This window comes from Lentzea flava, assembly GCF_014648475.1.
Taxonomy (GTDB): domain Bacteria; phylum Actinomycetota; class Actinomycetes; order Mycobacteriales; family Pseudonocardiaceae; genus Lentzea; species Lentzea flava.
This window is the reverse complement of sequence record NZ_BMRE01000002.1, coordinates 331,771-352,734: the sequence shown is the minus strand read 5'-3', so window position 1 is coordinate 352,734 and position 20,964 is coordinate 331,771. Positions and strand designations below refer to the sequence as shown.

Genomic DNA, 20,964 nt, shown 5'->3' with positions numbered 1-20,964 from the left:
TCGGGGGCTGACGACAGGACGAAAAACGTGATCATCCGGCTGCTCGGACCGCTCGAACTCACGGGCCCGAACGGAGCAGTTCAGCTCAGCAGCGCGGGACAGCGGACCCTCGTGGCTCGTCTCGCCCTCAAGCCAGGCGAGACGGTCCCGAAGAGCGCACTCGTGGACGCGCTCTGGTCGGACGAGGTGCCCGCGACCGCCACGAAGACGCTCCACAGCCTCCTCGCCCGTCTGCGCAACCAGATCCGGGACGCCGGGCTCGGCGAGCTGATCACGACCCGCGAACCGGGCTACGTGCTCAACGCGTCCGCCGACACCGTCGACGTCGCACGGTTCGAGGCGCTCGTCGCAGCAGCACGAGCGAGCAACGACCCGGTGGAGTCCGCACGGCAGCTGCGTGAGGCGCTCGCGTTGTGGACAGGTGATCCGCTGGCGGACTGCCGGCCGGGTGAGTGGACGCGGCAGGAGTCCGCGCGGCTCACCGAGCTGCGGATGGACGCGACAGAGGCGCTGATGGACGCGTCGCTCGCCCTCGGGGAGCACGCCGCGGTGGCGCCGCTGGTGAACTCGCTGGTCGAGCAGCACCCGTTCCGCGAACGGCTGTGGGAACAGCTGATGATCGCGCTCTACCGCTGCGGGCGGCAGGCGGAGTCGCTGGCCGCGTTCCACCGGGCCAGGGGTGTGCTCGTCGACGAGCTGGGCATCGAGCCCGGCACCCGGCTGCGCGACCTCGAACAGGCGGTGCTGTCCGGCGATCCGCGCCTCGACCTGCCCGAACGCGTTCCGGTGGTGGTGCGCGGAAATCTGCCGGCCGACCGGTCGAGCTTCGTGGACCGCCCGGAGACCGAGCACGTCGCCGACCTGATCAGGCAACACCGGCTGGTGACGCTCGTCGGTGTGGGCGGGGTGGGCAAGACCCGGCTCGCGGTGCACGTGGCGCGGGGTGAGCAGCCGCCGGACGGGGTGTGGCTGGTCGAGCTGGCCGCGTTGCGCGACAGGGCGCTGGTGCCGCACACGGTGGCCGAGGCGCTGGGCGTCGTGGACCAGACCGGGCGCGGGCAGCTGAGCGTTCTCACCGAGTTCCTGGCCGACCGGGATGCGTTGCTGGTGCTGGACAACTGCGAACACGTCGTGGACCACTGCGCGGTGTTGGTCGACACGCTGCTGCGGGTCGCGCCAAAGCTGCGTGTCATCGCCACGTCCCGGCGCGCGCTCCGGGTCTATGGCGAGCAGGTGATGTCCGTAGCGCCGTTGTCCGTGCCGTATCCGGCGGCGACCTTGTTCGCCCAACGGGCCAACGCCGCGGTGCCCGGCTCGTTCGTCATCACGGAGGCGAACGAGCAGGCCGTCACGGACCTGTGCCGGCGGCTGGACGGCATCCCGCTGGCGATCGAGATGGCGGCGCTGCGGGTGCGGGCCCTGACCCCGGCGCAGCTGCTGGAACGGCTCGACGACCGGTTCAGGGTGCTCACCGACGACGGACGAACCGCGTTGCCCCAGCACCAGACCCTCCTCGCGACCATGGACTGGAGCTTCGACCTCTGCTCGCCGCGCGAACAGCTGCTGTGGGCGCGGGCCTCGGTCTTCGCGGGCAGCTTCGACCTCGCCGCGGCCGAGGCGGTGTGCTCGGACGACGCGCTGACCGCGGATTACATGTTCGACGCGGTGGACGGCCTGGTCGACAAGTCCGTTCTGCAACGCGAGGAACACGCGGGCGTGGCGCGCTATCGGTTGCTGGAGACCATGCGCCAGTACGGGCAGACGCGGTTGCGTGCGAGCGATGAGGAGTCACGGCTGCGCTTGAGGCATCGCGACTGGTACGCCGGGATCGCCGAGCAAGGCGAGCGCGCCTGGTTCACACCGCGGCAGGCCGCGACCGTCGGGTGGATGACCGCCGAGAGCGGCAACATCCGCGCGGCGCTGGAGTACTCGCTGACAACGCCGGGTGAGGCCGACACGGGCCTGCGGCTGGCGGCGACGCTGTGGTTCTACTGGGTCGGCTGCGGCCGCTTCGCCGAGGGACGGCACTGGCTGAACTGGGCGCTGTCGCTGGAGACCGAGCCGTCGCGGGCGCGCTGCAAGGCGTTGTGGGTCACGGGGTACGTGGCGACGTTGCAGGGCAACACGTCCGCGGTGCCCGCGCTGCTGGAGTCGTGCCGCGCGGAGGCCTCGCTGCTGGACGACGAGGACGCCGACGTCTACGCGACCTACGTGCAGGGCGCGGCGGCGGTGTTCGACGACGACCTGCCCACGGGTGCTTCGCTGCTGGCGGAGGCCGATCGGCGGCACTCGGAGCTGGGTCACCTGGACAGCAACGTGATCATGGCGCGGGTCGCGTTGGCGATCACCGTGGCCTTCGGCGGGGAACTCGATCGGGCGGCTGCTCTGTGCACCGAGGCGCGGTCCGTGTGTGAGGAGAACGGCGAGCTCTGGGCGCGCGCGTACGCGTTGTACGTCCTGGCATTCGTCGCGATGGGACGCGGTGACGTCGTGGAGGCCCGTGAGCTGGCCACTTCTTCGTTGCGCATCAAGGAGAAGTTCGACGACCTGCTGGGCATAGCGGTGTCCGTGGAGCTGCTGGCGCTGATCTCGGTGGTCACGGGCTCCGCCGCGCACGCCGCGTTGCTGCTGGGTGGCGCGGACCGGGTGTGGCAGTCGGTCGGACTGCCCCTGTTCGGGTCGGCGAACTTCGCGGCCTCACACGACCAGTGCGTGGCGTTGTGCCTGCAGGCGTTGGGTGACGAGACCTATGCCGCCGAGTTCGCACGTGGGTCGGCGATGACCGTCGCGCAGGTGGTGGCGGCGGCGCAGTCGTGACGCAGGCGCGGTGCAACCGGGCGCGAGGACGCTGCTTGGCATGAGGACCACCGTGCGCACACCCGATGCGAACACGATCGAGGAAACCCTCAAGCTCGCGGCGCGGGCACCGTCGTTCGGCATCGTTCCACCCTGGCGGTGGCGCAAGGGCAACGAATGCCTCGAACTGCTGACAACACGCGACGACCAGACGGCGTTGCTCGCGTGTGGCGCTGTTCTGCACCACGTGCGCGTCGCTCTCTCGGCGATGGGCTGGGACTGCCACGTGCTGCGGTCCACGGGCCCCGACGGCCAGATCGCGTCGGTGCACCCGCGCTGGGAGCTCGATCCGTTCTCGTGCGAGGTGGCCCCGGCGGCGGCGATCTCGCTGCGGCGGGCGGATCCCCGGCCGTACCTGGCCGACGAGGTGCCGGACTCGGCGCTGACGTGGCTGCTGCACGCGGCCCGCGCCGAGAACTGCGACCTGGAGCTCGTGGCACGGCGCAACGGCGTGCTGCTCCGGCTGATCGGCCACGACTGGCTGCGGATGGGCGAGGCCGTCAGCGCCGTGCTGCTGGCGTCGACCGTGTGGGGTCTGGCGTCGCAGCCGGTGCTGCACGAGGGGGAGGTGCTCGTGCGCGTCGGCTGGCAGTCGCCCAACGCCGAACCGTTGCCCCAGTCAGCACGCTAGGTCTTCCCCTGGCAGGGACCATGTGTGCGTGGACCGCGACAGAACGCTCGCGCACCTGAGCGACGACGACTGGCTGAGACCCGACTCGTCGTCCACCCAGCTGTACCGCGACCTGTGCGCGTTGCGCCAGCTCCCGGTGCGAGAGCTGACCCCCACGTCGCTGCACCTGCTGGTCACGCATCAGGTGGGCCTGGACGTGACCGTGCTGCTGGCGCTGGAACACGTCGAGTCGGAGCCGCTGCGGTCGTTCGCGCTCTACCCCGGCGACCTGCTCGCCGCTCTACTGAGAGTAGATCCCTCGTTCTGGACCGATCACCCCGAGTTGCTGGCGCGGATGACGGTCCTGCTGGACCGCCTGCGCACGTTGCCGGAGGGCGACTGGCAGCTGCTGGTGTCCGCGGCCGAGCAGTTTCCCGGTTAGGCGCGCGTTAGGCGTCTCTTTGCCGCCGGGTGAGTTGCTGGTGCCATGGCAAAGACTCTCGCGGCCGCCGGCCTCACGCTGGCTTCTCTCGCCGCCACCGCAGTGTTCTTCTCCCCCGTGGCTTCTGCCGAGACGTGCAAGGCCTCCTACTACGACGGTGGCGGCACCACCGCCAGCGGTGAGCGCTTCGACCCCAACAAGCTCACCGCCGCGCACAAGACGTTGCCGTTCGGCACCAAGGTCAAGGTGAAGAACCGCTCCAACAACAAGACCGTGACCGTGCGGATCAACGACCGCGGCCCGTACGTGACCGGCCGCTGCATCGACCTGACCCCGAGGGCCTTCAAGGCCATCGCGCCGTTGTCACAGGGCGTGGTCGGCGTGACGGTCACCAGGGTTTAGTTGAGTAGAAAACAATCGTTTCGCTTGACCCGATCGAGTGAACGAGATAGGCAATCCGGGTGTTGGCGGCGATGAGTGGGCCGGGTCGGCTCGCAACCGGTGCGCTCCTGGGTGCTGTCGTCGCTGCGTTTTACGTGCTCGCACCGCATGTCGGATCGCTCGCATCGGGCGATCCGACCCAGCCCGGCGACGACAAACCGGCCCGTGTCTCACTCATCAACACGCCTTCGTTGATGCCCACGCCGACCGAAGTACCGTCACTGACAGTGTCGTCCAGCCCGTCGTCGTCCGCGCCGTCTTCTTCTTCCAAGACAACGACTACGACCACCACCACGACGACCGTCGTCACGACGACCACGACTCAGCCGCCGAAGCCCACCACCACGACGACCACGCGGCCGCGGCCCACCACCACGACCACGACCACGCGGCCGTGCGGAATCATCTTCTGCTGATGCGCAGTTTCAGCCGGTGATCGTGAACTCCACGATGTCGCCCGACTCGACGCGGTCGATCGGCAACCCGTCGACGGGCCGTGCCGCGAAGTCGACTCCGAACGGCCGGGACTTGATCACCACGACCTTCCTGATGCCGTAGTGCTTGAGCACGTCGACGCTGCGCTGGTCGGGGAAGTTCTTGGTCGCCTCTGAGATCTCCTGGTACTGCGGGGGGAAGTTGCCGGAGTTGCCGTTCGCCAGCTTCGGGAAGCCCTCGGTCGACCAGAGCAGGTAGGTGAACTCGCTGGTCTCGTCGATCGGCAGCATCAGCAGCGGCTCGCGCGTCTCCGCGAAGACCCGCCGCACGTCCGGCGGGATGCCGGGGTTCTCGACGTGCGGCCAGCGCGGAATGCCCTCCAGCAACGCCGCCAGCGCGGGCACCAGCAGGTAGATCGCGATGAGCTGCAGCGCGACCTGCGTCCGGTCGACCAGCAGCCTGCCGAACTCGGTGACCGCACCCGCCGCGAGCAGAGCGAGCGGCAGAATCGCCCAGAGCATCAACCGCCCTGGCGTCCGCATGGCGTTCCAGCCGGGCAGGTGGTCCCACAGGAACTGGTAGAGGGCGCCGTCGAGGAAGTTCACCCCGAGCGCCAGCACGACCGAAACGACCACCACCGACGCGAGCAGCGCCCGCACCCGGACCCGCCACGCGCTGACGAACAGGCCGATCACGGCGAGCAGCACCACGACCAGACCGGGGAACAGCAGCTTCTCGCCGATGCCGGGTTCGGGGATCGCGCTGTGGTCGTTGAAGATCGTCTCAACCCAGAGCCACGTCTCGTACGGAGTGGTCCACAACCCGTTGACGGGCGGCGAGAACACCTGGATCTCCCGCCAGGTGCGCTTGAACCCGTACGTGTCGAGCACCCGCATGTACGGCACGATCAGGAACCACATGACCACGAGGAACGCTGCGGCACCGTACGCGTTCGCGGCCACCACCCGGAGCCCGCGGCGCCAGGCCGTAGCCGCGATCACCAGCCCGACCACGCCCATCAGGTAGACGAAGGGCAGCCCGATCGCGAACCCGATCGACACCTGCCAGGCGGCGATCAACCACCCGGCGAAGATCCACCCCGGCCTGGCCTCGGTCCGCCCGCGGAACGAGTACCCGTGACCGCGGGCGAGCGCCCACAGCGCGAGCGCGATGCCACCGGTCGACACCACGTTGAGGTGGTGCAGGTGAGCGAGCCGCCACGGCGCCCACGCGAAGACCACACCGGCCAGCGCGGCACCCTGCCAGCTGCTGCCCAGCTGCTTGGCCAGCAGGTAGCACCCGGTGAACGCCAGCGCGAAGGCCAGCACGAACGCGACGTTGTACCGGAAGACCGCGGCGTACTGGCCGTCCCCGAAGAGGCTGAGCGGCAGGTACCCGAGCAGCGAGTCGGTGAAGGCGAAGTTGTCGACCGCCGGGTAGAACTGGTTGGCGGTCCAGAGGTCGCCGCCCTCGGTCGCGAAGTGGTGCAGCCAGGCCAGTTCCCACGTCTGCAGGAGCGGGTCGCCCAGCCCACCGGTGATCAGCGACCTCGGGTTCAGCACGATCCGGAAGTTGAAGACCAGCGAGATCAGCAGGCCGAAGTAGAACGCGACCGCGCCCTCCGAGCGGAACAGCCGTCCGGCTCTGCCGGCCACCGTGGTCCAGCGGACTCGCTGCGTGTCCTTGCTCGGTCCGGAAACAGCGTCCGGCGCCGAAATCGCCCCCACGAGCTGGCCCTTCTGTGCGTTCAGCCGGTCATCCCCCGAAATGGCCCAAGCCGATCGGGCACTCAGGTGACTGTACTTCGCGCGTGAAAGGAGTTGGTCAGGGTTGGCCGGAGACGTTCAGTCCTGCGGGGCAGCTCACTCCCGTGCCACCGAGCCCGCAATACCCGTACGGATTCTTGGCGTCGCTCAGGTACTGCTGGTGGTAGTCCTCCGCGTAGTAGAACTCCTCGAGCGGCTCCAGCTCCGTGGTGATCGCGCCATGACCACTGCCGAAGAGCGCCTGCTGGTAGACCGCCCGCGACGCCTCCGCGGTGACGCGCTGCCCTTCGTCGGCGTAGTAGATGCCCGAGCGGTACTGGGTTCCGACGTCCGCGCCCTGCCGCATGCCGGAGGTCGGGTCGTGGCCTTCCCAGAACACCCGGAGAAGTGCCTGGTAGGGCAGCACGACGGGGTCGAAGACGACCAGCACGGCCTCGGCGTGGCCGGTCCGGCCCGAACACACCTCTTCGTAGGTGGGGTTGGGCGTGCTGCCCGCCGTGTAGCCGACGGCGGTCGTCCACACGCCGGGGGTTTGCCAGAACAACCGCTCCGGGCCCCAGAAGCACCCCATGGCCACGACCGCCGTGCGCAACGCCGAGGGGAACGGCGGTGTGATGGGGCGGTCGGTGAACACGGCGTGGAACGAGGGTACCGTCTGCGGCGTCGAACGCCCCGGCAACGCGTCGTGCGGGGCAATCAGCTTCGTCTTGCTGCGACCGAACAACGCCATTGCTCCAATCTAAGGGTGTCGTGTGCCACAAGGCGGTCACAACTTGCCAGGTCGGCGCGATGGCAAACAGTCAGCTTCGGCACAATGTTGCGGTCTGACGGTTATCTGGAAGGGGGGTGCCAGGCGTGACCTGGCAAGAAGAGCTGCAGAAGCTTGACCTGGAGCTGGCCTCGGGTCGGATCTCTGCGGACGACTACCGCCGCCGCCGGGACGAGGTGCTGGCCGGTTCCGCGTCGGCCCCGGCACCGCCGCAGCAGCAGGGCCCCTTCGCGCCGCCGTTCCGCTGGCAGGCCACCCCTCCGCAGCAGGGGCAGCCGCCGGCCAACCCGGACGCGACCCAGGTCGTCGGCACCGGTCAGGCAGCACCGACCCCGGACGCGACGCAGGTCGTGAACACCCAGCAGAAGGGTGACGCCGACCGCACGCAGTTCGTCCGGCCGGTCACCGGGCCGAACCCGCAGCAGGGCGGCTGGCAGTCCCAGGCGCCGATCTCCGCGCCGCCGCCGTGGACCACCGGCGACGGCGGTTTCGGTCCGGTCGGCGATCCGTCGCCCGGCTGGATCGCCCAGGGTCCCGAGGCGTTCGACGACGCGGGCGAGCGCAGCGGCAAGGGCAAGATCTTCGCCATCATCGGCGTGGTCCTCGTGCTGGCGCTGATCGGCGGTGGCATCTGGTGGTTCACCAGCAGACCGAGCAGTGGTGGCGGCGGCGAGACGACGGCGCAGACCACCTCGCAGACGCCCACGAGCAAGCCGAAGCCGAAGGACGACCTGGAGATCGCCGAGCTGCCCGGCACCCAGGAGGACCAGTCCGGCATCAAGACGTTCGACGACGTCGTCGCGCAGAAGCTCCTCACGGACGAGGAGAACGCCGCGTACACCACGGCCGGTGCCTCGAAGGTCCGCGTGGGCGTGTCGAAGCTGCCGAACGGTGACGTCGTGCAGGTCATCACCGTGCAGGCGACCGACGCCGCCGCGGCGGCCACCGCCGTCGAGGCGCTCAGCGCCCTGCAGGTCAAGTTCGGCATGAAGCCGTACTCCGGCGTCTCTCCCGCCAGCGTGTCGACGCACCAGGTCGACGTCGCCGGCGACAAGAAGGGCTCTGTGCGCGCGCACTACGTGCACAAGAACACGATCGTGCGCGTGCAGGTCGCGGGCAAGGACCAGGCTGCGATCAGCAAGGACTTCGACACCGTCCTCGCCGCGCAGCTCAGTGCGCTGCCCACGGGCGCGTGATCTCGACGGGCGACCCTCGGGTGGTCGCCTGCACGGTGGCAACACGTGCCCAGCACCCCGCAGCGCGGGTGCTGGGCACGTCCTACCTGAGGCACCACCCCGAGCACGAGTTCGTCGTCGTCGATCTCGAGGACCCGCCGGACTGGCTGGGGTTCTCCGACGACGAGTACCTCGACCTGGCGACGGCACACGACGTTGAGGAACTCGCCGAGGTCGTGACGCCGAGAGCGGTGCGGGGTCTGCTCGCCAAGTACGACGTCGTGGTGAAGCTGCCGCCGCGCGCCCTCGTGCTGGCTCCGCTCGCGGTCGTCGCCACCAGGGGTTTCGTCGACCTGTCCGGCTCCGCGCTGGCGCACTGGAACCTCCACGAGCGGTCGGTGGAGGGCGCGAGCCTGATCAGGTTCGACGACTACGACCCGCGCACGCCGTGGGTGCCCGCGCCGAACTGCGAGCGCGTGTTGTTCTCCGAGCGGCCCGAGCTGAAGAAGATCTACGACGACTACGCGGCTCTCGTCGAACCGAACGACGTCCCGTACCGCTTCGGGTCCCTTTCGGACGGAACACCGATCACCGCACCGATGCGCACGCTCTTCCGCGAGGCGCTGACGCCGTCGAACCCGCTCAACCCCACCGTCGACAGGCCTCCGCACGCGTTCGACGGCGAGCGCTTCCAGGAGTGGCTGCGGCTCCCCGCGACCCCCGTCGAACGCGTCAACGGGTTCAACCGGCTCCTGCTGGCCGTGTGGCGATCACGCGTCGACCTGCAGACCGCGTTCCCGCAGCCGTTCGGCCCCGGTTTCCGCCAGTGGTGCCATCTGCACGGCCGGCACGAGGGCGTGCCGGAGTGGGCACTGCCCGGCGACCCGATCGAGCCCGCCCCGCCCGCTGACGAGTTCGGCGTCAACGTCGCCGGCTACCACACGGCCGAGCTGGGCATCGGCGAGATGGGCCGCGTGATGTTGCGGGTGCTGGCCGCGTCGAACGTCCCGCACGTGTCCGTGGTCGAGGAGCACTCGATCACCACGACCGTCCGAACCGGACTCGAAGCACCGGACTCCGTTGGCGCGCCCCGTTTTCCGGTCAGCCTGATCACCGTGAACGGCGATTTCACCGACCCGCTGCTGGCAGCGCACCCCGAGGTGGGGCACGACCGCTACCGGATCGGGTTGTGGGCGTGGGAGCTCGAGGAGTTCCCCGCGTCGATGCACCACGGGTTCGCCCACGTGGACGAGATCTGGACGGTCAGCGAGTTCTCCCGGCGCGCCATCGCCGCACACTCGCCGGTGCCCGTGCACGCGATCCCCGTTCCGGTGCCCGATCCCGGTGAGCCGCGCCGCGAACCGGCCGACCGCACGCGGTTCTTCTTCGCGTTCGACTACAACAGCACGGCCGGCCGGAAGAACCCGTACGGACTGGTCACCGCTTTCCAGACGGCGTTCGAGGGGCGTGCCGACGTCGAGCTGGTGATCAAGTCGACGAACTCCCACTCGAACATCTCCGCCGCGGAACGCCTGCGGCTCCAGGTCGCGGGCGACGAGCGGATCACCCTCGTGGAGCGCTACCTCTCCGTCGAGGAGCTCGCCGACCTGTACGCCACCAGCCATGCGTACGTGTCGCTGCACCGCGGTGAGGGCTTCGGTCTCACCGTCGCCGAGGCGATGATCCGCGCCATCCCGGTGATCTCGACGGACTACTCGGGCACGGCGGAGTTCGTCACCGAGGAGACCGGCTGGCTGATTCCGCACACCACGACGCCCGTCGGTCCCGGCTGGGCTCCGTACCCGGCCGACTGCCACTGGGCCGATCCGGATCTGGACGCCGCCGCGCGCGCCATGCGAGAGGTCGCGGACAACCCGGAGGAGGCCCGCCGACGCGGCGCGACCGCCCGAGCTCATCTCCTGCGGACCCGCACGGTCGAGGCCGCCGCACGGTGGACGACCGAACGCCTGACAGCGGCCCACGAGGCGTGGCGGGCCCGGCGCCAGGAACACGTGCCGGAGCCTCCGTCGCTGGCGAGACGTGTGGCGCGCCGGATCGTCAGGACTGTTCGAATCCCCTGATCCACCTCCTTGACCTGCACTAGAATTCGTGCACACCTCTCTCTGCACTCCCTGGACGGCTGATGTCGGAAGCACGCCTGGCGGACGCACTCGCGCGCCTGGATCAGAACAAGGAACTGCGGCTCCCACTGCGGTCCCGTGACCTGCTCGGCAGGCTCGCGCTGCGTTTCCTCTGGCGGCGCCAGGTGAAGTGGCAGATCGAGACGAACATCGCGAGCCGCGACGCTCTCACGGCGTTGAGCGAGATCGTGCACAACCAGCAGCAGGTGCCGAGGGCCGAGCTGGCGCACGAGGTCCAGCAGCTGCAGCGCGCGGACCAGAACATCACGGCCGGGCTGAACCAGCGCCTCTACGCGGCGATGGGCAGCATCCGCACCGAGCTCGGCGACCTGCGCCTGCAGCTCGTCGACACCGGTCTGCACGCAGAGAAGGTGGACCAGCGCCTCGACGCGATCGAGTCCCAGCTCGCCGAGCTCACCGCGGCCGCCCGCGACGCCCGCCTCCGCAACGCCCAGGTCGACCTCGTGCTCGACCGGTTCCGCAGGTCGGAGGGCACCGAGGTCGAGGTCACGGTGCCCGCCAGGGCGAACGGCGTGGAACTGGCCGTCGCGGAGCTGCTCGACGGCCCGGTCGAACATGTGCGCACCGCACGCGCGGCCCATCTGCCGGTGGTGGAAGGCCGCGGCACGGTGTTCGACGCCGCGCCGTCGCGAGGCGAGTGGTTCGAGGTGCTGCGCGAGGCTGGCATTTCCGTGCTCGGCGCGTCGGCGAACCCCTCGGTGGTGAAGCACAACGCGGAGCTCGGCTTCCACGTCGAGGAGGCGGATCCGCTGGACGCGCTCACCCGCGTCGACAAGCGCTCTCTCGGCGCGGTCACGGCGTTCCGCTTCGTCGAGCGGCTGTCGGTGGAGGCGTTGTCGCAGTTCGTGTCGCTGGCCGCGGAGTCGTTGCGGCCGGGCGGCGTGCTGCTGGTCGAGAGCCCGGTCGCCGGTCCCGAGTTCCACGTCGACCCGTTCGCGCTGCGGCCGGTGCACCCCACCTACCTGCGTTTCCTCGCCGAGACGGCCGGTTTCGCCGAGGTGTCCGTCGAGCAGCGGGAACACCCGCTCGGCGCACGTTTCACGCTGACCGCGCGGATGTGACCGTGCGCTACAGCATGTGGAGCCCGTTGCCGCCCGACCGCAGCGGGATCGCCGACTACACGCACGAGCTCCTCGCCGAGATGGACGACGTCGAGCCCGTCGGCCGCACGAGTCCGCGAGCGCGGTCGACGGGGCTGGCGTGCTACCAGATGGGCAACCACGCGGGCGCGCACTCGTGGATCTACGACCAGGCGCTCAAGGTGCCCGGCGTCGTCGTCCTGCACGAGATGTCGTTGCTGGACTTCAACCTCGGCTACTGCCGCGGGCTCACCCCCGAGTTCTACAAGGAGCTGAAGGACGCGCACGGCCCGATCTGGGGCGACCCGAACGACCCGGCGCTGCTGCACGGGCTGCCCGCGGTCGAGGTCGACGGGGTGAAGTCGCTCGACAGCCGCACCATGACGCTGGAACACCGGGTCGTGACGGCGAGCCGCGGTGTGATCGTGCACGACCCGCATTCGGCCGAGCTGCTCCGTGAGCGCTTCCCCGGCAAGCCCGTCTTCGTCGTGCCGCACGGCGCGCCGCTGCGCGACGACACCGACCGCGACGACATCCGGTCGCGCTTCGGCTGGACCGACGAGCACGTGGTGTTCGGTGTCTTCGGCGGGTTCAACCGGATCAAGCGCATCCTGGTGACCGTGCTCGCGTTCGCCGAGGTGCGCAGGCGCTGGCCGAACGCGCGGCTGCTCATCGCGGGCCACGTCGACTACCCGGACGTGCACGCCGACGTCGTCAGCACGATCGCGCAGTTCGGTCTCGAGGACTCGGTGCACCTGGAGCTCAGCCCGCCGAAGAAGGTGTTCGAGGACCTGATCACCGCGACCGACGTCGTGGTCAACCTCCGCTGGCCGACGATGGGCGAGACCAGCGGCGTGATGATGCGGGCGTTCGGCGCGGGCCGCATGGTGATCACGAGCGATCTGCCCCAGCACCGCCACCTCGACGAGGCCTTCTGCCCGCGCATCCCGATCGAGCCCGCCCGCGAGGCGGAGGCGCTGGCCGCCCTGCTGGAGAAGGTGGTCGAGAACCCGGCCGCGGCGCGGGCGGCGGGCAAGCTGGCGCACGACTGGGTCGCCGCGCACGCGACGTGGCCGATCGCCGCCGAGGGCTACCGGAAGGCGCTCGACAGCGTCGCCGCGGGCGAGCGGCCTGCCGACGTCGCGCTCCCCGGCGTGAACCTGTTCGCCGACCTGCGCGCGACGACCGGTCTCTCCGAGTCGTTCCGCCGCGCGGGCCTGGCGATGCGCCGGGCAGGCGTGCCGATGACGTACACGGAGTTCAACTCCCGCGCGCCGGTCCGCACGGTCCAGGTGCCGCGCGAGATGCTGGAGCTGCGCGGCGGCAAGGACTACCCGCTCGACCTGTGGATGGTGAACCTCAACGAGTTCCAGCTCATCCCGGAGACGGCGCTCGACCGGTACACGATCGCGCTGTGGGCGTGGGAGATGCCGGAGATCCTCGACTACACCCTTCAGCAGCTGCCGCGCGTCGACGAGCTGTGGGTCGTGTCGTCCTACGTGGCCGAAGCGTTCCGCACGGCGACCGACGTGCCGATCACGGTGGTGCCGAACGTGGTCACCGAGATCTCGCCGGTACCCGACCGGGCCAGGTTCGGCCTGGACGAGGACGCCTTCGTGGTGCTGTTCACCTTCAGCGCCTCGTCGAGCGACGCGCGGAAGAACCCGTGGGGCGTGATCGAGGCGTTCAAGCGGGCCTTCGCACCGCACGAGCGCGGCACCACCGCCCAGCTCGTGATCAAGGTCGTCGACCTCGACATCTTCCCGTTGATGGCCGCGGCGCTGCAGGACGCGGTCGCGAGCGTCAACGGAGTGCTGATCACGGGCGACCTGACCCGCGCCGAGATGGACTCGCTGCTCGCGAGCTGCGACGTGTACGCGTCGCTGCACCGCTCCGAGGGCTTCGGCATGGGCATGGCCGAGGCCATGTCGATCGGCAAACCGGTGGTGGCCACCGGTTACAGCGGCAACACCGACTTCATGCCGCCCGGATCGGCTGGCGTGGTCGGGTACCAGATCCGCCCGATCACCATGGCCGACCACCGCTACGACGAGCGCTTCGCGGACTGGTACCGCCCCGGCCTGCTGTGGGCCGAGCCGAACGTGGCCCAGGCCGCCGGATGGCTGCGCCGCCTGGCGGACAGCCCGTCGCTGCGCGCCCAGATGGGTGCGGCCGCGAAGCAGGCGATCTGGGAGCGGTGCAGCTACGAGGCGGTCGGCAAGGTCATCCGCGACCGCATCGAGGCTATTTACGAGGAGCGTTCTCCAGCTCGATGAGCCGTGCCTCGAGCGCGGCGATCCGCTGCCGGGCTCGCGCGGTCTCCCGTTCGGCGTGCTGTGCGGCCTTGCGCAGCGCGTCGAACTCGGCCAGCTCGTGCTCGTGCGCCCGTTCGGCTTCCTGCACGGCCTCTTCCAGCCGGCGGATGTACGCGATCTCGGCCATCCTGGCCGCCCGCTGTTCGGCGACCTCGGCCCGGACGTACTTGTCGAACACGTTCGCGGGCACCGCGAGCAGTTCGAGCGCCTCCGCGTCGCCGGCCTGCGCGTAGAACCTGTTCAGCCCGTCGAACAACGCGCACCGGTAGCCGGCCTCGGTCATCAGCGGGTCCCACTCGTGGTGCGCGGGCTTGGTGGAACCGGGCTCGGTCGCCTCGACGACCACCACGCGCGGCCGGTGCCGGTCCCAGTCGGCGCCCTCGATGACGCCGCGCTCCTCGCCCTCCACGTCGATCTTGAGGAAGTCGATGTCGCCGGGGTGCTCGTCGAGCACGTCGGCGAGCGTGCGGACCTCGACCTCGATCTCGACGATCTCCAGAGTCGACTCGGCCTGGTACGTGCTCGCGAGAACGCTGTCGAGCGTCGACCACCCGGACCGGTTCACGACGTGGTGCAGCACCGCCGAACCGGGCTTGGCCCCGAGCGCGACCGCCAGCGTCACGTCACCGGGCCGCGCCTTGCGCAACGCCTCCGCCTGGGCGGGGATCGGCTCGATGTTGATGCCGCGCCAGCCGAGGTCGTAGAAGTGCTTGGTGACCGAGTCCTCGACCGGATCAGACGCGCCGACGTCCACGTAACGGCCGGTCGTCCTGCCGTGGAAGAGCCGGGCGAGGAGGACGTCCTCCGCGTTCTGCGCGTACGAGATCACGGTGCAGACAATATCGGTCTGCCCGGTGCGGCAACCCGCGATCGCGGCGCTGCGTCTCTACCATCGACAGCTGAGGGAGCCCCGGGAGGACTCGATGGCACCAGTGGTGATATTAGTCACATTGGCCGGATTGGCGTTCCTGACGCGAACCGTAATGGCCGTCCTGGCCGTTTCCTCCAACAAGGACGCCAGTGATTACCCTAAGCCACAGACGTCCACCAATTGAGATACTCGTTCGGACTACGGCTTACGGACGAACGTTGACTTACCGTACGATCCTTTCGGGTCGTATGACTGAACGGTCACCCAATGGGGACCTCACAGGGGTAGGTGCGCCATGGACCACGCACTGAGCAAGGTCATCGAGCTGCGCGAGAGCGGTTTTCAGTTCCTCCACCTGAGGGACGACGCCGGGCAGCTCGACCGCATCATGGCGTTCAAGCAGCGCAGAGGCTTCATCGACTCGATCCTGTTCTGGTCCGAGACGGAGGCGCGCGCGGGTCGTCTGCCCGCCGTCCGCGACTCGGCTCGACCGGCCCAGGCCGTCTGGATCTACGAGGGCCCGCTCATCGAGGCCGTGGACCGGCTGCTGGACCTGCCGGAGCCCGGTGCGCGCAACGCACCCACGTTGATGAAGGCGACCGCTTCCGATCTGGCCGTCGTCACGACGTTGCCATTTAAGTTGAAGCTTCCACCGGGCGCGATCGCCTAACTTTTGTCAGTCGTTTTCGAAGTCGCCGCGCTTGATGGCGCCGATGAACGCTGCCCAATCGGGCGCGGCGACGACCGATTCTGTCCGGTTTTTGGAGTCGCGCACGCGCGCGACTGAGCCATTCAGCGCAATCTCGACGCAGGCACCGTCGCTGCCGCCTCCACTGCGACTGCTCTTACGCCACATATCTACCTCTCGGCAGCCAACCTCTCGATCCACGCGGCGGACTGTTCGGGGGTCAACGCCAGCTTCGAGAGGTGTTTGAAGACAAGGTTAGCGGTCTTCAGTCGCTCGGGATCCTCGATGTTGATCGAGCCTGCCATGTGCTCGATGTAGAGCACCTGCGGGTCCCCGGCGAACGGGAGATCCAGGAGGATGAACGGCCCGAACTGCCCGTCGTGCAACCCCGCCGACTCCAAGAGCACCTGGATCTTCACGTTCGGCAGCCGACCCGTTCTGACGAGATGCACCAGTTGCTCACGATCAGCGTTCCTGAGGGCGGCCTCGGCGATGATCGCGTGGTACTGCAGCGGCTTGTCGCCCACCAGCCGCTGCTGTCGGCGTTGCCGGACGGCGATGTCGTTCTCCGTCCACTTCTTGGACCGCGGACTCGTCGTCCCCGCGAAGACGGCTCGCATGTACCGCACGGTCTGCAGTTGTCCAGGGATGAACCCGAGCTGGAACTCCCGGACACGTGAGGCATCGTGCTCAAGGCTGAGGTAGCCCTGCTTCAAGATCCCGTAGGCGCGCCACCAGCCCTTCTCCTTGGCCAGCTCCCACATCTCGATGTACGGCGCTTCCTCGTCGCCGATGACGCCGTAGAGGTCGAGCATCGCTCGCAATGCGTGGATGTCCGGCACCTGGCCGTTTTCGATGCGGCTGATCTTGGGGACGTTGTAGCGCAGCCGCTCGGCGACCTGTTGCTGGCTCATACCCGCACGTTCACGCAGCAGTTGCAGCGCCTCTCCCAGGCGCTGCTGCCGGAACGTGGGTTCAGCCACGGTCCAAACGGTACGGGCATGATCCGCAGTTTGAGATTCTCACTTCGCAGGTGCAGTGAGGACCGTCGTTCGCATGGACCACTTCCACCGCATCGAGTACCACCGGCGGTTGCCTGGCGGCGGGCTGAGGCTCGAGCATGCCGAGGAGGTTGTGGATCATGGTTGGTACATAAGAAAAGGCGACGAGTGGCGGTGCCGGTACACCGTCGAGTGCGCCCACGACTTCATGGCTCGCGCCGGAACGAAGGCGGGTCTTTACGCGATATCGGTGTGGCGCGGCGAGGAGCGCGTCTGCACGGTCGCGGTGGACTGGCGTCCCACCAACGGATGAAGAAGTTCCCTCGCCTGAGTTACGGAGCTTGATGTAGAGGGGTCGAACACGACACCTTCGCGCCCATGAACCTCAGGAAGACCATCACGGGGGCCGCTATCGCCCTCGGCGGCGCCACCGTCATGCTCGGCCTGGGCGGCACCGCGCACGCGGACGTTGCCAGCACCGCAGTGGAGACGACGCCGGACCTCGGCGGCCAGCTGGGCGACGTGGCCAGCGTGAGCGACCTCGCGTCGGTCAACACGGCGGACGCCGCCGGCAAGATCCAGGCCATCAACGCGCAGGACCTCGACGCGACCGCGATCGTGGAGAACGTGGACGCTGGCGCCAACGGCGTTCCCGCCGCGACGCTGCTCGGCCTGAACGAGCCGCAGGGCCCGCCGCACGGCGAAGCCGCGCTCGACATCTGATCCAACCAGTACTTCCTGGCCGGGGCGGCGCCCGATTCCCTCCCCCTCGAATCGGGCGCCGTTCCACTTTTTAGGAGCGGAACGCCTTGAGCCTCAAGAAGATCGTCGCTTCCGCCGGTCTCGCGGCCGGTGCGCTCGCCGCGATGGCGGGCACTGCGAGCGCGAGCCCGCTTCCCCAGGTCGACGACTCGATCAAGCAGGTCTCCGACCTCGCCGGCAGCGCGGGCATCAGCACGCTGCACAACACCGGTGGCGGCGTGTCGATGGTCCACGACGGCACCGAAGTGATCGGCGGCTAGCGACCCACCGCGTAGCCCTGCGTGCCGCGCGGGTTCGCACCGGCGCGCAGGAGTCCGTCCGCTGCGTCCCTCGCCACGGCCGACATCCGGCCGAGAGTCCACTCGCCGGCGTCCACGACCTGGTGGCCCTTGCGCCGCAACGCTTCCAGGACGTCCGCGCCGGCGCGTGACTCGATGACGAGTTCGCCAGGGGTCCAGGCGCGCGGGTAGAACGAGCTCGGGAACGCGTTCGAGTGCCACATCGGCGAGTCGATGGCTTCCTGCAGGTTCAGGCCCGCCCTGTGCGCCAGCCAGAAGCCGAGCTGCCACTGGTCCTGCTGGTCGCCGCCGGGCGTGCCGAACGCGAGCGCCGCCTCGCCGTCGCGCAGCGCCATCGAGGGCGACAACGTGATCCGCGGGCGCTTGCCGGGGGCCAGCGAGTTCGGTAAATCCTTGTCCAGCCAGAACATCTGGGCGCGGCTGCCCAGGCAGAAGCCGAGCGACGGGATCGTCGGCGACGACTGCAGCCAGCCGCCGGACGGGGTCGCGGACACCATGTTGCCCCAGCGGTCCACGACGTCGACGTGCACGGTGTCGCCGCGCGTCACGCCGGAGCGGGCCACCGTCGGTTCGCCGATCGCCCCGGTCGGGTCGGACGTCAGCACCGCAGGCCCGCTGATGATGTGCTTGGGCAGCAACGGTTCCCGGCCGTCGGGCGAGCCGGGGCGAAGCTCGTAGGAGGCCGTGTCGTCGATCAGCGCACGGCGTTCGGCAGCGTAGGAACGCGACAGCAAGGTCTCCAGCGGCACGTCACCGGTGTCGCCGTACCAGGCCTCGCGGTCGGCGAAAGCGAGCTTCGCGGCCTCGACGGCGAGGTGCACGGTCTCCGCGGTGGGCTTGCCGTCCACATAGGACAGGTCGTAGCCCTCCAGCAAGCGGAGCTGTTGCGCCAGAACGGGTCCCTGCGTCCACGCACCGGCCTTGACGAGCGACCACGAGCCGAAGTCGACGATCAGCGCGTCTTCGTACGACGCCTCCCACGACGCCATGTCGTCACCGGTCAGCACACCGGCGTGGTCGCGGCCGGAGTCGTCGCGGAAAGCCGTGCGGCAGAACTCGTCGACCTGCGCGGCGACGAAACCCTGCGACCAAGCGCGGCGCGCGGCCTCGATCTGCGCTTCCCGGTTCGAGCCTGCGGCCTCGGCGGCGGCCAGCAGCCACTCCCAGGTGTCGGCCAGCTTCGGGTTGCGGAAGCGGCCACCCCGCACGGGAAGCGATCCGCCGGGCATCCACTGCGCGGCCGACGTCGGCCAGTGGTCGCGGAACAGGTCCGAGACCATCTCGATGGTGTCGACGACGCGGGCCACGAGCGGGAACCCGTCACGGGCGTAGCCGATGGCCTTGTCCAACACGTCGCGCAACGACTTGGTGCCGTAGTCACGCAGAAGAGTGAGCCAGCCGTCCCACGCACCCGGCACCGTCGCGGCGAGCAGGCCGCTGCCGGGAACGAGGTCGAGGCCCAGCGACGTGTAGTGCTCGATGGTGGCACCGGCGGGCGCCACGCCCTGCCCGCACAGCACGCGCGGCGCCGATCCGGCGGCCGCGAAGATGATCGGGACCTCGCCGCCGGGGCCGTTGAGGTGCGGTTCTACGACCTGAAGCACGAATCCGGCGGTGACAGCGGCGTCGAATGCGTTGCCGCCATCCTCCAAGATGGCCATGGCGGCCGACGAGGCCAGCCAGTGGGTCGATCCGACCATGCCGAAGGTGCCGACGAGTTCGGGGCGCGTGGTGAACACCCCATAAAGGTATGCGACGCTAACTAAATTGCGTGACTCCGAGTGACGCACGCCCCACGCCCGAATGGAGCAGTCCAGCGCGTGCCAACGCGTCGGCGTCGAGGTGGTTTCGAGCGTCGACGATGACGTGACCGTCCATCAGCTCGGCGACGCGCGTCCAGTCCAACGTCCGGAACACGGGCCAGTCGGTCAGCAGCACCACGGCCTCGGCACCCTTCACCGCCTGGTACGGGTCGTCGACCAGCAGCATCCCGGCCACCGGCCCGGTCACCTCCGGGTCGAACGCCGTCAGCTCGGCACCGTCGAGCACCAGCTGCTCCGCGACGGCCAGCGCGGGCGAGTCGCGCAGGTCGTTCGTGCCGGCCTTGAACGCGAGCCCGAGCACGCCGATCCGCACCCCGGCCAGCGAACCGCCGCACGCGGCACGAACCTTGTCCACGATCCGCAGCTGCGCCCGGACGTTGGCCTCGATCGTCGACCGGATCAGTCCGAAGTCGACACCGACCGCCTCGGCGATCTGCACCATCGCGTGCGTGTCCTTCGGCAGGCACGAACCGCCCCAGCCCGGCCCCGGCCGCAGGAACGACTGCCCGATCCGCTTGTCGTAGCCCATGCCCTCGGACACCGACTCGATGTCGGCGCCGAGCAGTTCGCACAGCTCGGCGACCGCGTTGACGTACGAGAGCTTCATCGCGAGGAAGCAGTTCGCGGCGTACTTGACCATCTCGGCGCTCGCGGCGTCCATGAGCACGGTCGGCGCACCGAGCTTCGCGAACAGCGCCGCGACCCGCTCGGCCGCGGACGGCGAGTCGGAGCCGACCACGATCCGGTCCGGGTGCAGGAAGTCGCGCACGGCGGTTCCCTCGCGCAGGAACTCCGGGTTCGAAACGACAGCCACGTCCTCACGCCCGAGCAACGCGCGCACGCGTCCCGACGTCCCGACCGGCACCGTCGACTTCGTGACGATGATGGCCCCGTACGGCAGCACGTCGGAGATCTCCGCGGCCACCGACTCGACGGCGCTCAGGTCGGCCGCCCCGCCCGCGCCCATCGGCGTCGGCAGGCAGAAGAACACAACCTCGGCGTCGGCCACCGCCGCGGCGGCCCCGACCACGAACTCCAGCCGACCGGCCGCCTGCCCCTCGACGACGAGCTCGGCGAGCCCCGGTTCGAGGATGTCGACCTGCCCGGCCCGCAGCCGCGCGACCTTGAGCTGGTCGACGTCCGCGCAGACGACGCGGTGTCCGAGCGAGGCGAGGCAGGCTCCCGTGGTCAACCCCACGTAACCAGTGCCCACGACGGCGATCCGGCGAGCGAACATGCGGGTCACCCTGACAGGCTCAGTTGGCGTCCCGGAGAACTCCGTACGACTTTCGATGTAGCTGACCGTGACAGATCTCCTACCAGAGGTCTACCGGCGCGGCCGATGCGTTCGAACACCTTCGAACGGCACAGTTCAGGCATGGGAGTACTGGCTATCGCGACGATCTTCATCGCCCTCGCACTGCTGGCGGCGGTGCCCCTCGTGGCACTGCTGCACTGGTCCGACCGTTG

The 20,964-nt window shown here is 69.3% G+C and carries 20 protein-coding genes; 12 read left to right on the top strand and 8 right to left on the bottom strand.

The window, feature by feature from the left end:
• The first annotated feature begins 27 nt into the window (after positions 1-27).
• From IEZ09_RS05865 to IEZ09_RS05850, 4 genes are read left to right on the top strand one after another with little or no spacing between them, the layout of a single operon-like run.
• Positions 28-2,817, top strand: a complete 2,790-nt coding sequence (locus IEZ09_RS05865; protein WP_189252515.1) for an AfsR/SARP family transcriptional regulator — start codon at positions 28-30, stop codon at positions 2,815-2,817.
• A 40-nt stretch (positions 2,818-2,857) separates the two neighbouring features.
• Positions 2,858-3,487, top strand: a complete 630-nt coding sequence (locus IEZ09_RS05860; protein ID WP_189252514.1) for a hypothetical protein — start codon at positions 2,858-2,860, stop codon at positions 3,485-3,487.
• Between the two features lie 28 nt (positions 3,488-3,515).
• Positions 3,516-3,908, top strand: a complete 393-nt coding sequence (locus IEZ09_RS05855; protein ID WP_189252513.1) for a contact-dependent growth inhibition system immunity protein — start codon at positions 3,516-3,518, stop codon at positions 3,906-3,908.
• Between the two features lie 45 nt (positions 3,909-3,953).
• Positions 3,954-4,310, top strand: a complete 357-nt coding sequence (locus tag IEZ09_RS05850; RefSeq protein WP_189252512.1) for a septal ring lytic transglycosylase RlpA family protein — start codon at positions 3,954-3,956, stop codon at positions 4,308-4,310.
• A gap of 130 nt (positions 4,311-4,440) precedes the next feature.
• Here the strand turns inward: IEZ09_RS05850 and IEZ09_RS05845 are convergent, their stop codons facing one another.
• The 3 genes from IEZ09_RS05845 to msrA all read right to left on the bottom strand — a co-directional run bounded on the left by IEZ09_RS05845 (position 4,441) and on the right by msrA (position 7,280).
• Positions 4,441-4,659: a hypothetical protein gene (locus tag IEZ09_RS05845; protein ID WP_189252511.1), complete on the bottom strand. Its 219-nt coding sequence runs from the start codon at positions 4,657-4,659 to the stop codon at positions 4,441-4,443.
• A gap of 115 nt (positions 4,660-4,774) precedes the next feature.
• Positions 4,775-6,511: a putative glycosyltransferase family protein gene (locus tag IEZ09_RS05840; protein WP_189252510.1), complete on the bottom strand. Its 1,737-nt coding sequence runs from the start codon at positions 6,509-6,511 to the stop codon at positions 4,775-4,777.
• A 97-nt stretch (positions 6,512-6,608) separates the two neighbouring features.
• Positions 6,609-7,280 (bottom strand): peptide-methionine (S)-S-oxide reductase MsrA, encoded by a 672-nt coding sequence (gene msrA, locus IEZ09_RS05835; protein WP_189252509.1) that lies wholly within the window; start codon positions 7,278-7,280, stop codon positions 6,609-6,611.
• 125 nt (positions 7,281-7,405) lie between these two features.
• Here msrA and IEZ09_RS05830 point away from each other — a divergent pair, with 125 nt between their 5' ends.
• The 4 genes from IEZ09_RS05830 to IEZ09_RS05815 all read left to right on the top strand — a co-directional run bounded on the left by IEZ09_RS05830 (position 7,406) and on the right by IEZ09_RS05815 (position 14,011).
• Positions 7,406-8,515, top strand: coding sequence for a flagellar basal body protein FliL (locus IEZ09_RS05830; protein ID WP_189252508.1), 1,110 nt, complete (start codon positions 7,406-7,408; stop codon positions 8,513-8,515).
• Positions 8,516-8,550: 35 nt separating this feature from the next.
• The gene (locus tag IEZ09_RS05825; RefSeq protein ID WP_189252507.1) at positions 8,551-10,575 is read left to right on the top strand and encodes a glycosyltransferase family 4 protein; all 2,025 of its coding nucleotides are present in this window, start codon (positions 8,551-8,553) and stop codon (positions 10,573-10,575) included.
• Between the two features lie 62 nt (positions 10,576-10,637).
• A complete protein-coding gene (locus IEZ09_RS05820; RefSeq protein WP_189252506.1) occupies positions 10,638-11,717 on the top strand; it encodes a hypothetical protein in 1,080 nt (359 codons plus the stop codon).
• A gap of 2 nt (positions 11,718-11,719) precedes the next feature.
• A complete protein-coding gene (locus IEZ09_RS05815; RefSeq protein ID WP_229812269.1) occupies positions 11,720-14,011 on the top strand; it encodes a glycosyltransferase in 2,292 nt (763 codons plus the stop codon).
• Here IEZ09_RS05815 and IEZ09_RS05810 read toward each other — a convergent pair.
• A complete protein-coding gene (locus tag IEZ09_RS05810; RefSeq protein ID WP_189252505.1) occupies positions 13,980-14,879 on the bottom strand; it encodes an FkbM family methyltransferase in 900 nt (299 codons plus the stop codon). The two genes, IEZ09_RS05815 and IEZ09_RS05810, sit on opposite strands and share 32 nt — an antisense overlap.
• Positions 14,880-15,216: 337 nt before the next feature.
• Between IEZ09_RS05810 and IEZ09_RS05805 the strand changes: the two genes are divergently transcribed.
• Positions 15,217-15,591, top strand: coding sequence for a hypothetical protein (locus IEZ09_RS05805; RefSeq protein WP_189252504.1), 375 nt, complete (start codon positions 15,217-15,219; stop codon positions 15,589-15,591).
• 6 nt (positions 15,592-15,597) lie between these two features.
• Here IEZ09_RS05805 and IEZ09_RS05800 read toward each other — a convergent pair whose 3' ends face one another.
• Both IEZ09_RS05800 and IEZ09_RS05795 read right to left on the bottom strand, forming a co-directional pair.
• A complete protein-coding gene (locus tag IEZ09_RS05800) occupies positions 15,598-15,777 on the bottom strand; it encodes a DUF397 domain-containing protein (protein ID WP_189252503.1) in 180 nt (59 codons plus the stop codon).
• Between the two features lie 2 nt (positions 15,778-15,779).
• Positions 15,780-16,592: a helix-turn-helix domain-containing protein gene (locus IEZ09_RS05795; RefSeq protein ID WP_189252502.1), complete on the bottom strand. Its 813-nt coding sequence runs from the start codon at positions 16,590-16,592 to the stop codon at positions 15,780-15,782.
• A gap of 73 nt (positions 16,593-16,665) precedes the next feature.
• Here IEZ09_RS05795 and IEZ09_RS05790 point away from each other — a divergent pair, with 73 nt between their 5' ends.
• From IEZ09_RS05790 to IEZ09_RS05780, 3 genes are all read left to right on the top strand, one after another.
• Positions 16,666-16,923, top strand: a complete 258-nt coding sequence (locus tag IEZ09_RS05790) for a hypothetical protein (RefSeq protein WP_189252501.1) — start codon at positions 16,666-16,668, stop codon at positions 16,921-16,923.
• A gap of 65 nt (positions 16,924-16,988) precedes the next feature.
• The gene (locus tag IEZ09_RS05785) at positions 16,989-17,333 is read left to right on the top strand and encodes a hypothetical protein (protein WP_189252500.1); all 345 of its coding nucleotides are present in this window, start codon (positions 16,989-16,991) and stop codon (positions 17,331-17,333) included.
• Between the two features lie 86 nt (positions 17,334-17,419).
• Complete coding sequence (locus IEZ09_RS05780) at positions 17,420-17,632, top strand: hypothetical protein (RefSeq protein WP_189252499.1); 213 nt, start codon at positions 17,420-17,422, stop codon at positions 17,630-17,632.
• Here IEZ09_RS05780 and IEZ09_RS05775 read toward each other — a convergent pair.
• Positions 17,629-19,410 (bottom strand): gamma-glutamyltransferase family protein, encoded by a 1,782-nt coding sequence (locus tag IEZ09_RS05775; RefSeq protein ID WP_189252498.1) that lies wholly within the window; start codon positions 19,408-19,410, stop codon positions 17,629-17,631. The genes IEZ09_RS05780 and IEZ09_RS05775 overlap by 4 nt on opposite strands.
• Positions 19,411-19,429: 19 nt before the next feature.
• Positions 19,430-20,731, bottom strand: coding sequence for a UDP-glucose dehydrogenase family protein (locus IEZ09_RS05770; RefSeq protein ID WP_189252497.1), 1,302 nt, complete (start codon positions 20,729-20,731; stop codon positions 19,430-19,432).
• Positions 20,732-20,964 lie beyond the last annotated feature (233 nt).

Bases quoted from the DNA above. Each gene is read 5' to 3' on its own strand.
- IEZ09_RS05770 (WP_189252497.1), bottom strand. From the start codon at position 20,731: ATGTTCGCTCGCCGGATCGCCGTCGTGGGCACTGGTTACGTGGGGTTG.
- IEZ09_RS05800 (WP_189252503.1), bottom strand. From the start codon at position 15,777: ATGTGGCGTAAGAGCAGTCGCAGTGGAGGCGGCAGCGACGGTGCCTGC.
- IEZ09_RS05805 (WP_189252504.1), top strand. From the start codon at position 15,217: ATGGACCACGCACTGAGCAAGGTCATCGAGCTGCGCGAGAGCGGTTTT.
- IEZ09_RS05860 (WP_189252514.1), top strand. From the start codon at position 2,858: ATGAGGACCACCGTGCGCACACCCGATGCGAACACGATCGAGGAAACC.
- IEZ09_RS05785 (WP_189252500.1), top strand. From the start codon at position 16,989: ATGAACCTCAGGAAGACCATCACGGGGGCCGCTATCGCCCTCGGCGGC.
- msrA (WP_189252509.1), bottom strand. From the start codon at position 7,280: ATGGCGTTGTTCGGTCGCAGCAAGACGAAGCTGATTGCCCCGCACGAC.
- IEZ09_RS05820 (WP_189252506.1), top strand. From the start codon at position 10,638: ATGTCGGAAGCACGCCTGGCGGACGCACTCGCGCGCCTGGATCAGAAC.
- IEZ09_RS05790 (WP_189252501.1), top strand. From the start codon at position 16,666: ATGGACCACTTCCACCGCATCGAGTACCACCGGCGGTTGCCTGGCGGC.
- IEZ09_RS05850 (WP_189252512.1), top strand. From the start codon at position 3,954: ATGGCAAAGACTCTCGCGGCCGCCGGCCTCACGCTGGCTTCTCTCGCC.